The following is a 13,221-nucleotide window of genomic DNA, read 5'->3' on the forward strand; positions in this document are numbered from 1 at the left end:
GAGCGGCTGGCAGTGGGACCCCCGGTCAGGGGCAGGTCGGCGCCCCGGGTCACCGACGCCCCGGCCTGCGGGAGCCACTGACAGAAGGTCCTCCCGTCACGGACGCGTCGGCCTGCGGGAGCCACCGACTCGGGGAGCCCTGGGCCGGCGAGCGGAGGACCGGCCCCGGGCGCGCCCGCGCAGTAGGCTGCGGATCATGCTTGTCGCCGCAGCCGTCTGCCCCTGCCCCCCGCTGCTCGTGCCCGCCGTCGCGGCCGGTGCCGCGCCCGAGCTCGCCGAGGCCCGTACGGCCTGCTCCGACGCACTCGGCGTGCTCGCCGCCTCCAGGCCCGACCGGCTCGTCGTCGTCGGCCCGGCCGCCGAGGCCGCCCGGGGCCCGTTCCCGGCCGGTTCGGCCGGCTCCTTCGCCGGGTTCGGCGTCGACCTGACCGTACGGCTCGGCGGCGGGACCGGCGGCAACCGCCCGCTGCCCGCCTCCCTCGCCGTCGCGGGCTGGCTCCTGGAACACACCGACTGGGCCGACGCGCCCGTCGAGGGCCTCGGGGTCGGCGAGCAGCTGGAGGCCGCGCGCTGCGCGGCGACCGGCCGGGAGATCGCCGCGTCGGCGGAGCGGGTCGCCCTGCTCGTGATGGGCGACGGCAGCGCCTGCCGCACGGTGAAGGCGCCGGGCTACCTGGACGAGCGCGCCGAGGCCTTCGACGCGGAGGCCGCCCGGGCGCTCGGCACGGCGGACCCGGCCGCGCTCCTCGCCCTGGACGAGGAGCTGGCGTACGAGCTGAAGGCGGCCGGCCGGGCTCCCTGGCAGGTGCTCGCGGGCGCCGCGGAGGGCGCGGGCCTGGCGGGCCGGCTCCTCTACGAGGACGCCCCTTACGGCGTCGGCTACTTCGTCGCCGCCTGGAGCTAGCTCTCGCGGCCCGGAGCGGGCCGGGAGCTGGGGCGGCGTCAGGTTCTGCGTCCGGCCGCCCTGGACGGAACAGCCGGGCGGGCGGACAGCCGTACGGACGCGCAACGGCGGACGGCCGCGGGGCGTCGTGCTCCGCGGCCGTCCGCCGGGGGGGGGGGGCGGGCGCCCGGGGGTCAGGCGGGCGGGGGCGGGGGGGGGCCCCCCGGCGGGTGGGGTGACGCGCGCCCGCACGCCCCCACCGCCCCCACCACCCCCCCCACCCGCCCCGGCCGGGGGCCCCGCGGGGGGGGGGCCGCCCCGCCGCCGCCCCCCCCCCCGGGCCCCGCCGGGGGCGGGCGGGCCGCCCCCCCCCCCCCCCCGTGGGGGAGGGACGGGCGCCCGGGGGTCAGGCGGCCGGCGGCGTGGTCGGGCCCTCGTCCTTGTGGGCGAGCCGCTCGATGGCGTGCTTGGCCTTGCCGGTGCCGGACTCGATCTTGTCGCTGTACTTGCCCTTGGTCTTCTCGTCGACCTTCCGGGCGGCCTTCTCCAGACCGTGCTCGACCTTGCCCCCGTGCTCCTTGGCCAGGTCGGAGACCTTGTCCTTGGCCGGGGCGAGCTTGGCCTTCAGTGAATCCATGAGACCCATATGGGGTCACCGTCCCTCCGCCGGACCCGCGGGGGTCCGTGTCGTTCCGTGCGAATCCGTGCCGTACCTAGCTACGGGCGTTCTCGCCGGCCTCGTTGTCCGCGGCCTCCTCCGCCGACTGCTGCTTCGGGATCTCGACGGCCTCGGCCTTCACCGCGGGTTCGGCGGCCACCGCGACGGCCTCGCCGTCCTCGTCGGACGCGGTGCCCTCGGGCGCCTCGGCCGCGGCCTCCGTCTCCTCCGTCACGGTCGCCGTCCCGGAGACCTCGTCCTTGCTCTTCCGGCGAAACAGTGAGAAAACGCCCATATCTGCTCCCTAGCGTACTCAGGGTCGGAATTCCGCAACAGGCAACGAAGCCGGATGAGGGCCGTCACGTAGCTCATTCGGGGACGGGCCGTGAGGTTTGCGAGACTGGGGAAGTGAGAACTGCAGCTCCCGCCCCGCGGGTCATCGCCGTCGTCGGTCCCACAGCGGCCGGAAAGTCCGATCTGGGCGTCTTTCTCGCCCAGCAGCTGGGCGGCGAGGTCGTCAACGCCGACTCGATGCAGCTCTACCGGGGGATGGACATCGGCACCGCCAAACTGACGGTGGAGGAACGCGGCGGCGTCCCGCACCACCTCCTCGACATCTGGGACGTGACCGAGGCCGCCAGCGTCGCCGAGTACCAGCGGCTCGCCCGCGCCGAGATCGACCGGCTGCTGGCCGAGGGCCGCACCCCGATCCTGGTCGGCGGCTCGGGTCTCTACGTGCGCGGGGCCCTCGACGTCATGGAGTTCCCCGGCACCGACCCGGAGCTCCGGGCCCGCCTGGAGGCCGAGCTCGAGGAGCGCGGCTCCGGCGTCCTGCACGCCCGCCTCGCCGCCGCCGACCCCGAGGCCGCCCGGGCGATCCTGCCGAGCAACGGACGCCGCATCGTCCGTGCCCTGGAGGTCATCGAGATCACCGGCAAGCCCTTCACGGCCAACCTCCCCGGCCACGACTCCGTCTACGACACCGTGCAGATCGGCGTCGACGTCGCCCGCCCGGAGCTCGACGAGCGGATCGCCACCCGGGTCGACCGCATGTGGGAGGCCGGCCTCGTCGACGAGGTCCGCACCCTGGAGGCGCAGGGCCTGCGCGAGGGACGCACGGCGGCCCGCGCGCTCGGCTACCAGCAGGTGCTCGCGGCGCTCGCGGGGGAGTGCACCGAGGACGAGGCCCGCGCCGAGACGGTACGCGCCACCAAGCGCTTCGCCCGCCGCCAGGACTCCTGGTTCCGGCGTGATCCCCGGGTCCACTGGCTCAGCGGCGCCGCCGAGGACCGCGGGGAACTCCCGCGGCGGGCGCTGACGTTGCTCGAACGAGCGGTTACAGCCTGATCACGTGATGGCATCGGGACGTCATGCCCGTCATTCCGGGGGTCGGGGGCGTGCCATCATCGAGCATCGATCGACCAAGTGGAGTCCGAGTTGGGAGGGCGCGTGGCGATGGAGGCCGGCCCTCGCGACACAGAGCAGCAGGGCGCCGTACGGGGCGAAATCCCCGGTGAGGCGCCCGGACTGACCCCGGACGGCCCGGACGAGGCCGAGGGCAGCGCCGTCGAGGTGGACGCGGCGGAAGTAGAGGTGGAACTGCGCCCGCAGCGGCGTCTGAGGATCTGGCAGCTCGCCCCGATCGTCGGGCTCGCCGCCGTCGGCTCCCTGATGTTCGCCTTCCCGCTCGCCTTCGGCTCGGGTGACGGCGGCGCCGTCGTCGCCATGCTGGGCCTGCTGATCAGCTCCTGCGCGGCCGGCTGGGGCATGATGGCCGCCCGCCGGGTCGGCCACACCTGGCCCGGCCTGCCCGCCCGCGGCTCCGGCGAGCGTCCCGACTGGCGCGTCCTCGCCCTGTACGTCTCCCTCAGCGCCCTCCTGGTCGCCCTCGCGGTCTGGCGCGTGGCCCGCCTGCGCTGAGCGCGACGGGGATCCCGTACGCACCTACGGCCGGAGCCGCGCAGGCGGCCGAGCCGCGCCGACGGCCGGGAGCAGCCCTACGGGCCGGCAACGGGCGGGAGCAGCCCTACGGGCCGCCGACGGCCGGGAGCAGCCCTACGGGCCGGTGCCGGGCGGGCGGCGCGGGGTGTCGGGAGGTCGGTGCCGGGCGGGCGGCCCGGGGCAGCGGCCGGGTGTCGGGAGGCCGGCGCCGAGGGCGGGGCCGTGGTTTCACGCCCGTACCGCTCCGTGGACCGTCGCGCCCCTCGTCGTACCCGACCCGTACAGTTGATCCCGTGACCAGCGCGCAGACCTCGCCCCTCGCCTTCCTCAAGGGACACGGCACCGAGAACGACTTCGTGATCGTCCCCGACGCGGAGAACACCCTCGACCTGCCCCCGGCCACCGTCGCCCGGCTCTGTGACCGCCGGGCCGGCATCGGCGGCGACGGGGTGCTGCATGTCGTGCGCAGCGCCGCGCACCCCGAGGCGCGGCACATGGCCGACGAGGCCGAGTGGTTCATGAACTACCGCAACGCGGACGGCTCCGTGGCCGAGATGTGCGGCAACGGCGTCCGCGTCTTCGCCCGCTATCTGCAGCACGCCGGCCACGTCACCGCCGGCGAGGTCGCCGTCGCCACCCGAGGCGGCGTCAAGCGCGTCCACCTCGACAAGGACGGCTCCGTCACCGTGCGGATGGGCAGGGCCGTGCTCCCCGAGGCCGGGGTCACCGTCACCGTCGACGGCCGCAGCTGGCCCGCCCGCAACGTGAACATGGGCAATCCGCACGCGGTCGCCTTCGTCGAGGACCTCGCCCACGCCGGGAGCCTGTACGAGGAGCCGCCCTACGCCCCGGCGTCGGTCTACCCGGAGGGCGTCAACATCGAGTTCGTCGCCGACCGCGGCCCCCGCCACGTCGCCATGCGCGTCCACGAGCGCGGCGCCGCCGAGACCCGCTCCTGCGGCACCGGCGCCTGCGCCGTCGCGGTCGCCACCGCCCGCCGGGACGGCGCCGACCCGGCCGTGACCGGCACCCCCGTCACGTACACCGTGGACGTCCTCGGCGGGACGCTCGTCATCACGGAGCACCCCGACGGCGAGATCGAGATGACCGGCCCGGCCGTGATCGTCGCCGAGGGCACCGTCGAGCCGTCGTGGCTCGACGCCTGAGGCGCACACAGCCCCTCCGACGGGCCCTCGGACGCGGCGGAATCGAAACCGTCAACGACTGATCGGTCCCTCGAATGGGTGATCCCGTTCACGCTCGGCGAGAGCGGGACTGCGCCACGTGGTGGGGTCGGTAGCATCAAGCACCGGCCCACCGGGCACGCCTGCCCGGCCCACCGCCGGTCGACGCCGCCGGAGGTGCCCCCATGAGCGCAGAGGCCACCAATCCCGTGAGCGAGGCCGGGGCCACCGGCCCCGACGCTCCCGGCCGCAGACGAGCCCGCCCGAGGATCGATCTGCGCCGGCTGGGCCGTGCCGCGCTGCTCGGGGCGACCGCGGGGCCCGCCGTCCGCGACCGGCTGCCCGACGCCATCGGGCACGTCGCCGAGGCCCACCGCGCCCACCACCCGGACGCCGACCTGGCCGTGCTGCGCCGCGCGTACGTCCTCGCCGAGTCCTCGCACCGGGGCCAGTTCCGCAAGAGCGGCGAGCCGTACATCACCCATCCGCTCGCGGTCACGCTGATCCTCGCCGAACTCGGGGCCGAGACGACGACGTTGACCGCCGCGCTGCTGCACGACACCGTCGAGGACACCGAGGTGACGCTCGACCAGGTGCGGAGGGAGTTCGGCGAGGAGGTCGCCTATCTCGTCGACGGCGTCACCAAACTGGAGAAGGTCGACTACGGTGCCGCCGCCGAGCCCGAGACCTTCCGCAAGATGCTCGTCGCCACCGGCAACGACGTCCGGGTCATGTCGATCAAGCTCGCCGACCGCCTGCACAACATGCGCACGCTCGGCGTGATGCGCCCCGAGAAACAGGCCCGCATCGCCAAGGTCACCAGGGACGTCCTCATCCCGCTCGCCGAGCGCCTCGGCGTCCAGGCGCTCAAGACCGAGCTGGAGGACCTGGTCTTCGCCATCCTCCACCCCGAGGAGTACGAGACCACCCGCGCGCTCATCGCGGACAACTCCGGCGCGGGCGACGCCCTCGCCGCCATCGCCGAGCAGGTCGCGGCCGTCCTGCGGGAGGCGGGCATCGGCGCGGAAGTCCTCGTGCGGCCACGGCACTTCGTGTCCGTCCACCGCGTGCGCCTCAAGCGCGGCGAACTGCGCGGCAGCGACTTCGGACGGCTCCTCGTCCTGGTCGCCGAGGACGCCGACTGCTACGCGGTCCTCGGCGAACTCCACACCTGCTTCACGCCGGTGGTCTCCGAGTTCAAGGACTTCATCGCCGCGCCCAAGTTCAACCTCTACCAGTCGCTGCACACGGCCGTCGCCGCCCCCGACGGCGCCGTCGCCGAGGTCCTCATCCGCACCCATCTGATGCACAAGGTCGCCGAGGCCGGCGTCGTCGCCCTCGGCAACCCGTACGCGGCGGCGGCCCCCGACGGCGCCGAGGCTGCCGGAGGCGCCGGGGCTTCCGGAGGTGCCGGTGCGGCGCGCGCTGCCGGGGTTGCCGGAGGTGCCGGGGCGGCCCGAGCTGCCCGCGCGGGTCGGGCCGCCGGAGCTTCCGAAGCCCCCGGGGCAGCAGGGGCGGACGGGGCGGCTGGGGCGGCCGAGGTCCCCGAGGACGGCGAGCGCGTCGACCCCACCCGGCCCGGCTGGCTCTCCCGGCTCCTCGACTGGCAGCAGGCCGCCCCCGACCCGGACACCTTCTGGACCTCGCTGCGCGCCGACCTCGCCCAGGACCAGGAGATCACCGTCTTCCGCGTCGACGGCGGCACCCTCGGCCTCCCCGCCGGCGCCACCTGCGTCGACGCCGCCTACGCGCAGCACGGCGAGGCCGCGCACGGCTGTCTGGGGGCGCGGGTCAACGGCCGGCTCGCGCCCCTCAGCACCGTGCTCCACGACGGCGACACCGTCCAGCTCCTGCTGGCCCAGGACGCCACCTCCGGGCCCTCCCCGCAGTGGCTCGACCACGCCCGCACGCCCGCCGCGCGCATCGCCATCACCGGCTGGCTCCAGGCGCACCCCGAGGCCGCCAAGGCGCCCGCCGCGGCCCCCCGCCCGCCCGCCAGCGTCACCGCGGACCGGCGGTCCGGGACGCGGCTGCGCGCCGACCTGCCGGACGGCCCGGCCGGTGCCGTACGCCCCGCCGGGTGCTGCACTCCCGTACCGCCCGACGAGATCACCGGCTTCGTCGTCCGCGGCGGCTCCGTCACCGTCCACCGCACCGGCTGCGCCTCCGCCGACACCATGCGCCGGCTCGGCCGGGAGCCCGTCACCGTCCACTGGGGCGACACCGCCGAATGCCGGGTCACCCTCGTCGCCGAGTCCTTCGGCCGGCCCCGCCTCCTCGCCGACCTCACCGAGGCCATCGCCACCGAGGGCGCCGCCGTCGTCTCCGCCACCGTTGAGCCCCCGAGCGAGCAGCGGGTCCGCCACACCTACACCCTGCAACTCCCCGACGCCGCCGGTCTGCCGGCCCTGATGAAGGCGATGCGGGACGTGCCGGGGGTGTACGACGTGAGCAGGGCGAAACACCCGGCCTCGCCGGACGTGTGATCCGGGATCCGATCTCCGGGATATCGGATCCAAGCTCTCCACGGGATCCATCTCCCTAACATCGGGACATCGGAAACACCGGGACATCGGATCCAAAATCCAAGATCCAGAATCCAGAATCCGACGCCGGCCGCCCATGCCCCCTTCGGGTGGCGGGCGCGCGCGTCGCCCGGGGGCGCGGCCCGCGCCCTGGTAGCGGTAGCCCATGCCGCTCCCCTCCCGCACGCCCCGTAAGACGGCAGCACGCGCGCGCGTGCTGCGCTCCGCCGTTCTCGTCGCCCTCTCCGCGGGCCTCGTCGCCGCCGCCCTGCCCGCGCCCGCGCCGCTGGGCATCGGTGACCCGCTCTTCCCCCAGCTCGGCAATCCCGGCTACGACGTCCTGTCGTACGACATCGCCCTGACCTACCCCGGCCGCAACACCGAGCCGCTCGCCGGCGTCACCACCATCGAGGCGCTGGCCACGGACGACCTGGAGCGGATCAACCTCGACTTCACCCACGGCACCGTCTCGGCCGTCACCGTCGAGGGCGAGCCGGCCGCATGGGCGAGCAGCGGCGAGGACCTGGTGATCACCCCGGCCGAGCCGGTCGACCAGGGGGAGGCGGTCGAGATCACCGTCACCCACACCAGCGACCCCAGCGGCCCGGCCGACTCGGGCGGCTGGGTCCGCACCGGCGACGGCCTCGCCATGGCCAACCAGGCCGACGCCGCCCACCGGGTCTTCCCCTCCAACGACCACCCCTCCGACAAGGCCTGGTTCACCTTCCGGATCACCGCCCCCAGCACGCTGACCGCCGTCGCCAACGGCCTCGCCGAGAGCCCCGTCCGCGACGGCGCGACCACCACCTGGACGTACCGCACCGTCCATCCCATGGCGACCGAGCTGGCCCAGGTCTCCATCGGTAAGTCCACCGTCGTGCACCGCGAGGGCCCCCACGGCCTGCCCGTACGGGACGTCGTCCGCACCGCCGACCGGGAGCTTCTGGAGCCCTGGCTCCGGCGCACCCCGGGCCATCTGGAGTGGCTGGAGCGCCGGATCGGGCCGTACCCCTTCGAGAACTACGGGGTGCTCGTCGCCGACGCCGACACCGGCTTCGAGCTGGAGACGCAGACCCTCTCCCTCTTCGAACGCGGCCTGTTCACCGAACCCGGCTACCCCGAGTGGTACGTCGACTCCGTCATGGTGCACGAGCTCGCCCACCAGTGGTTCGGCGACAGCGTCTCGCCGCGCGCATGGTCCGACGTGTGGCTCAACGAAGGGCACGCGACCTGGTATGAGGCGCTGTACGCGGAGGAGAAGGGCGGTCCGACCCTGGAGCGGCGCATGAAGGCCGCGTACGCCGCCTCCGACCAGTGGCGGGCGGACGGCGGCCCGCCGGCCGCGCCGAAGCCGCCGGCGCCCGGCCAGAAGATCAGCCTCTTCCGCCCGGTCGTCTACGACGGGGCCGCCCTCGCGCTCTACGCCCTGCGCCACGAGATCGGCACCGAGGCCTTCGAGAGCCTGGAGCGCCGGTGGGTCGACGAGCACCGGGACGGCACGGCGACCACCGCCGACTTCACGGCCCTGGCCGACGAGGTCTCCGGGCGCGATCTGACCCGCTTCTTCGCCGACTGGCTGTACGCGGGGAAGACCCCGCCCATGCCCGGGCACCCCGACTGGCGCAGCCGGGCGCCGCACCGGGGTACGGGTACGGGGGTCAGGGCCGGCGTGGGCAGCGAGGCCGCGGCGGGCACCGTGAAACCGGGATGACGGGCCAGGTCCGGCCGTGTCACCATCTTCAGGTCGGCGGCGCGGCCGGCCCCCGGGAATTCTTCCGGCGGATCACGCGTTGTGACTGCCGTAACGGACTTTTCTTCGACGTAAGGATCAAATGACCTCCTCTTCTTCCGCTTCCCAGGACAAGCAGAGCTTCGCGGAGACGAGCCGCACCGAGAGCCTTCGGGCCGATGCCCTGATGGAAGAGGACGTCGCCTGGAGCCACGAGATCGACGGAGAGCGGGACGGCGAGCAGTTCGACCGCTCCGAGCGCGCGGCTCTGCGACGTGTCGTGGGCCTCTCCACCGAGCTCGAGGACGTCACCGAGGTCGAGTACCGCCAGCTGCGCCTCGAGCGCGTCGTGCTGGTCGGTGTGTGGACCTCGGGGACGGTGCAGGACGCGGAGAACTCCCTCGCGGAGCTCGCGGCCCTCGCCGAGACGGCGGGTGCCCTCGTGCTCGACGGCGTGATCCAGCGCCGCGACAAGCCGGACCCGGCCACCTTCATCGGCTCGGGCAAGGCGCAGGAGCTCCGGGACATCGTCCTCGAGACCGGCGCCGACACCGTCGTCTGCGACGGTGAGCTCAGCCCCGGCCAGCTCATCGCCCTCGAGGACGTCGTCAAGGTCAAGGTGGTCGACCGGACCGCCCTGATCCTCGACATCTTCGCCCAGCACGCCAAGTCCCGAGAGGGCAAGGCGCAGGTCGCCCTCGCGCAGATGCAGTACATGCTGCCGCGCCTGCGCGGCTGGGGTCAGTCGCTGTCCCGGCAGATGGGTGGCGGCGGCGGTGGCGGCATGGCCACCCGTGGTCCCGGTGAGACCAAGATCGAGACCGACCGGCGTCGGATCCGCGAGAAGATGGCGAAGATGCGCCGGGAGATCGCGGAGATGAAGACCGGCCGCGACATCAAGCGCCAGGAACGCCGGCGCAACAAGGTGCCCTCGGTCGCCATCGCCGGATACACCAACGCCGGCAAGTCGTCCCTGCTCAACCGCCTCACGGGCGCGGGTGTGCTGGTGGAGAACGCGCTGTTCGCCACCCTGGACCCGACCGTCCGCCGGGCCGAGACGCCCAGCGGCCGGGTCTACACCCTGGCCGACACCGTGGGCTTCGTCCGGCACCTGCCGCACCACCTGGTCGAGGCGTTCCGCTCCACCATGGAGGAGGTCGGCGACTCCGACCTCATCCTGCACGTGGTGGACGGTGCGCACCCGAACCCGGAGGAGCAGCTCGCCGCCGTGCGCGAGGTGTTCCGCGAGGTCGGCGCGGTGAACGTGCCGGAGATCGTCGTCGTCAACAAGGCGGACGCGGCCGACCCGCTGGTGCTCCAGCGCCTGCTGCGGGTCGAGAAGCACTCCCTCGCGGTCTCGGCGCGCTCGGGCCAGGGCATCGACGAGCTGCTCGCGCTCATCGACGCCGAACTGCCGCGCCCCGAGGTCGAGATCGAGGCCCTCGTGCCGTACACGCAGGGCGGTCTCGTCTCGCGGGTGCACGCCGAGGGCGATCTCCTCTCCGAGGAGCACACCCCGGAGGGCACGCTGCTCAAGGCGCGGGTCCACGAGGAACTGGCGGCGCTGCTCGCGCCGTACGTTCCGGCCGCGCACTGACGCCCGGCGCTCCGGCGCCGCGCACTCATGAAGAAGGCGCCGGCCGCCTCCCGCGAGGGAGGGGGCCGGCGCCTTCCGCGTGTGTCCGGTCAGGTCAGCGGGCGAACTTCTTGCTGACCATCTCGTGGGCCGCCTTGGCGCCCCTGCCCAGCTGGGGTCCGGCCAGCCAGCCGTTGCGGCCGGCGGGGCCGATCGAGGTGTTCGACACCAGCGCCGTCGTGCCGTTGGGCAGCACGCGGAACCAGCCGCCGCCGGACGAACCGCCGGTCATGGTGCAGCCGATGCGGTACATGGTCGGCGTGACCGGGGCCGTGGTCATACGGGTGGCGCGGTCCAGGCACTTGTGCATGATCATGCCGTTGTACGGCGGCGCCGCCGGGTAGCCCCAGGCGCCGACGGTGCCGGCCTGCGCGGGCGTGGGAGCCGAGAAGTCGACCGGCAGGGCCACGCCCACCGTCTCCTCCAGGGACTTGCGGCCCTGCTGCGGCTGGACGTGCAGCACGGCGTAGTCGTACGGCCAGGCCTGGTTGGTGCCGCCGCCCTGGATCCACTCGCCGGAGGTCACGGCCCAGTCGGCCCAGTACTGGCCGTACGGGTAGACCTCGTGCGGCTGCGCGTTGCGCAGCGCGGCGGGGGACTTGCCCAGGTCGTTGAAGGCCGGGACGAAGGTGATGTTGCGGTACCAGCCGCCCTTCTTGCCGGCGTGCACGCAGTGGCCCGCGGTCCACACCAGGTTGGACTTACCGGGCCGGCGCGGGTCCTTCACGATCGTGCCGGAGCAGACCATGTGGCCCTCGGGGGCGTCGAAGAAGATCTTGCCGACCGGGGCCGCGTAGCGGTGGTACGGGGTCTTCTCGCGCTGCGCCGTCACCGGCCGCGGCACCGGGTCGCTGCCGCCGGTGGTCGCCTGGGTCTCGACGGTCGGGTCGGGGCTCTTTGCGGACTGCATCCGCTCGGTGTCCCAGAGGCCGTCGATCACCGGGTTGACGAAGTCCTCGGCCTCACGGAGCCAGGTGTCCTGGTCCCAGTTCTTCCACTCGCCGTCCTTCCACTTGTCGACGTCGACGCCGTGCTTCTTCAGCTTGTCGGCGAAGCCGTTCGCCAGATCGGAGGCGTCGGAGCCGGAGCCGCCCTCGGAGGGGCTCGCGGTGGCGGTGGTGTCGGCGGGCTTGTCGGCCGCCGGAGTCTCCGTGGGGCCGCAGGCCGTGGCGGTCAGCGCGATGGCGAGCGCCGCCGCCACGCCGGTGACGGCGGGCAGGAGTCGTATGGAACGCATGAAGTGGTGTCCCCCTGGGGTGTTCGCGCGTCCGGCCGGTGTTCGGCAGCGGCCGCCACGGATGGCATTGCCATGGACGCGTCACTAGCGGTGCACAGTATGCCCGTACGGCCGGGCGGAACCGCACAGGTCCCGCCCGGCGCGACGGCGCGACCTACTGGTTCGCGTACTTCTTGCTCACGCCCTCGTAGAGGGCCTTGGCCTCGGCGCCCAGCCGCGGACCGGCCAGCCAGCCCGCCGTCACCGGACCGATCGAGGTGTTCGACACCAGCGCCGGCTTGCCGTCCTTACCGGTGGCCACCCAGCCGCCGCCGGACGAACCGCCGGTCATGGTGCAGCCGATGCGGTACATCGTCGGCTGCTCGGCCTTCACCGAGAGCCGGCCCGGCTTGTCCGCGCACCGGAACATCTTCTGGCCGTCGAACGGCTTGCCCGCCGGGTAGCCGGTCGCCGTCATGCTCGCGATCTTCGGCACCGCCGGCGCGTTGAAGTCCACCGGAAGCGCCGAACCGACCGTCTCCTCCAGGGACTTGCCCGTGGAGCCCTTCTCCGGCGTCACGTGCAGCACGGCGAAGTCGTACGGAGCGCCCTTGCCGCCGGTCTGACCGCCCTGGTCGATCCACTGCTGGGAGGTCTGCGCCCAGTCGCTCCACCACACGCCGTACGGCGCGATCTCCTCGCGCGTCGCGTTCTCCAGCTCGGAGGTCGGCCTGCCGCTGTCGTTGTACGACGGGACGAAGGCGATGTTGCGGTACCAGCCGCCCTTCTTGCCCGCGTGCACGCAGTGCCCGGCCGTCCAGACCATGTTCGACTTCCCCGGGTGCGCCGGGTCCTGGACGACCGTGGCCGAGCACACCATCGAGCCCTCGGGGCCGTCGAAGAAGACCTTGCCGGACGCCGGCGAGCTCGAGTGGTACGGCGCCTGCACGGCCTTCGCCTTCACCGGCTCCGGCGTCGGGTCCGTCACCCCCTTGTCACCCGAGATGTCCTCCTCCTCGACCGGCTTGTCCGGACGCTCGGCGTCCCGCATCCGGTCCGGGTCCCAGAGGTCCTCGATGATCGGGTTGACGAAGTCCTTGGCCTCCCGCAGCCACTTGTCCTTGTCCCAGTTCTTCCACTCGCCGCCGCGCCACCTGTCCACGTCGATCCCGTGCTCCTTCAGACGCTTCTTCACGTCGTCCGGAATCGTGATCTTGCCGCCGCCGGACGGGGTCGCGGTGGCGCTGGGCTTGTCACCCCCCGCGTTGTCCTCGGTCGGACCGCAGGCAGTCGCCGTCAGCGTCAGCGCCGCGACGGCGGACGCTGCGGCCAGCAGCGGACGAATCGATCGCATCTCGTGATCCCCCTGGGACTACGTCAACTTGTGCATCAGTGAACAGCGGCGACGCGGCAGGCCGCGTCGCACGAACCCCCCACTATGCCGGTGCC

11 protein-coding genes are annotated in these 13,221 nt (G+C 73.6%); 7 read left to right on the plus strand and 4 right to left on the minus strand.

All coding sequences use genetic code 11. From position 1 onward, the window contains the following. Positions 1-196 precede the first annotated feature (196 nt). Complete coding sequence (locus ACIGXE_RS23015; protein ID WP_399750230.1) at positions 197-904, plus strand: class III extradiol dioxygenase subunit B-like domain-containing protein; 708 nt, start codon at positions 197-199, stop codon at positions 902-904. A 385-nt stretch (positions 905-1,289) separates the two neighbouring features. Here ACIGXE_RS23015 and ACIGXE_RS23020 read toward each other — a convergent pair whose 3' ends face one another. Both ACIGXE_RS23020 and ACIGXE_RS23025 read right to left on the minus strand, forming a co-directional pair. Beyond that, complete coding sequence (locus ACIGXE_RS23020) at positions 1,290-1,529, minus strand: antitoxin (RefSeq protein WP_399750233.1); 240 nt, start codon at positions 1,527-1,529, stop codon at positions 1,290-1,292. A gap of 67 nt (positions 1,530-1,596) precedes the next feature. Beyond that, positions 1,597-1,836 carry a hypothetical protein gene (locus tag ACIGXE_RS23025; RefSeq protein WP_399750235.1) on the minus strand — a complete coding sequence of 80 codons (240 nt, stop codon included), beginning with the start codon at positions 1,834-1,836 and terminating at the stop codon, positions 1,597-1,599. A gap of 113 nt (positions 1,837-1,949) precedes the next feature. On the opposite strand from ACIGXE_RS23025, the gene miaA reads away from it, so the two are divergent. The 6 genes from miaA to hflX all read left to right on the plus strand — a co-directional run bounded on the left by miaA (position 1,950) and on the right by hflX (position 10,517). Continuing rightward, positions 1,950-2,888 carry a tRNA (adenosine(37)-N6)-dimethylallyltransferase MiaA gene (gene miaA / locus ACIGXE_RS23030; RefSeq protein ID WP_399750237.1) on the plus strand — a complete coding sequence of 313 codons (939 nt, stop codon included), beginning with the start codon at positions 1,950-1,952 and terminating at the stop codon, positions 2,886-2,888. 108 nt (positions 2,889-2,996) lie between these two features. Then, positions 2,997-3,461, plus strand: a complete 465-nt coding sequence (locus ACIGXE_RS23035) for a hypothetical protein (protein WP_399750550.1) — start codon at positions 2,997-2,999, stop codon at positions 3,459-3,461. Between the two features lie 314 nt (positions 3,462-3,775). Beyond that, entirely contained in the window at positions 3,776-4,648 is an 873-nt protein-coding gene (gene dapF / locus ACIGXE_RS23040) for a diaminopimelate epimerase (RefSeq protein ID WP_399750239.1), read from the plus strand. A 203-nt stretch (positions 4,649-4,851) separates the two neighbouring features. Further along, complete coding sequence (locus ACIGXE_RS23045; protein WP_399750241.1) at positions 4,852-7,152, plus strand: RelA/SpoT family protein; 2,301 nt, start codon at positions 4,852-4,854, stop codon at positions 7,150-7,152. Between the two features lie 205 nt (positions 7,153-7,357). After that, a complete protein-coding gene (locus ACIGXE_RS23050) occupies positions 7,358-8,902 on the plus strand; it encodes a M1 family metallopeptidase (RefSeq protein ID WP_399750243.1) in 1,545 nt (514 codons plus the stop codon). A gap of 121 nt (positions 8,903-9,023) precedes the next feature. Beyond that, the gene (gene hflX / locus ACIGXE_RS23055; protein WP_399750245.1) at positions 9,024-10,517 is read left to right on the plus strand and encodes a GTPase HflX; all 1,494 of its coding nucleotides are present in this window, start codon (positions 9,024-9,026) and stop codon (positions 10,515-10,517) included. A 94-nt stretch (positions 10,518-10,611) separates the two neighbouring features. On the opposite strand, the gene ACIGXE_RS23060 is transcribed toward hflX, so the two are convergent. Both ACIGXE_RS23060 and ACIGXE_RS23065 read right to left on the minus strand, forming a co-directional pair. Beyond that, positions 10,612-11,793: a trypsin-like serine peptidase gene (locus tag ACIGXE_RS23060; protein WP_399750247.1), complete on the minus strand. Its 1,182-nt coding sequence runs from the start codon at positions 11,791-11,793 to the stop codon at positions 10,612-10,614. Between the two features lie 154 nt (positions 11,794-11,947). Continuing rightward, positions 11,948-13,126, minus strand: a complete 1,179-nt coding sequence (locus tag ACIGXE_RS23065; protein WP_399750250.1) for a trypsin-like serine peptidase — start codon at positions 13,124-13,126, stop codon at positions 11,948-11,950. Positions 13,127-13,221: the final 95 nt, after the last annotated feature.

Origin of the sequence: Streptomyces sp. NPDC053431, from assembly GCF_044544925.1 — a bacterium.
Lineage (GTDB): Bacteria > Actinomycetota > Actinomycetes > Streptomycetales > Streptomycetaceae > Streptomyces.

Excerpts from the sequence above, each read along its gene's own strand:
- ACIGXE_RS23015 (WP_399750230.1), top strand. The coding sequence starts at position 197 with ATGCTTGTCGCCGCAGCCGTCTGCCCCTGCCCCCCGCTGCTCGTGCCC.
- ACIGXE_RS23020 (WP_399750233.1), bottom strand. The coding sequence starts at position 1,529 with ATGGGTCTCATGGATTCACTGAAGGCCAAGCTCGCCCCGGCCAAGGAC.
- ACIGXE_RS23025 (WP_399750235.1), bottom strand. The coding sequence starts at position 1,836 with ATGGGCGTTTTCTCACTGTTTCGCCGGAAGAGCAAGGACGAGGTCTCC.
- ACIGXE_RS23035 (WP_399750550.1), top strand. The coding sequence starts at position 2,997 with ATGGAGGCCGGCCCTCGCGACACAGAGCAGCAGGGCGCCGTACGGGGC.
- ACIGXE_RS23045 (WP_399750241.1), top strand. The coding sequence starts at position 4,852 with ATGAGCGCAGAGGCCACCAATCCCGTGAGCGAGGCCGGGGCCACCGGC.
- ACIGXE_RS23050 (WP_399750243.1), top strand. The coding sequence starts at position 7,358 with ATGCCGCTCCCCTCCCGCACGCCCCGTAAGACGGCAGCACGCGCGCGC.
- hflX (WP_399750245.1), top strand. The coding sequence starts at position 9,024 with ATGACCTCCTCTTCTTCCGCTTCCCAGGACAAGCAGAGCTTCGCGGAG.
- ACIGXE_RS23060 (WP_399750247.1), bottom strand. The coding sequence starts at position 11,793 with ATGCGTTCCATACGACTCCTGCCCGCCGTCACCGGCGTGGCGGCGGCG.
- ACIGXE_RS23065 (WP_399750250.1), bottom strand. The coding sequence starts at position 13,126 with ATGCGATCGATTCGTCCGCTGCTGGCCGCAGCGTCCGCCGTCGCGGCG.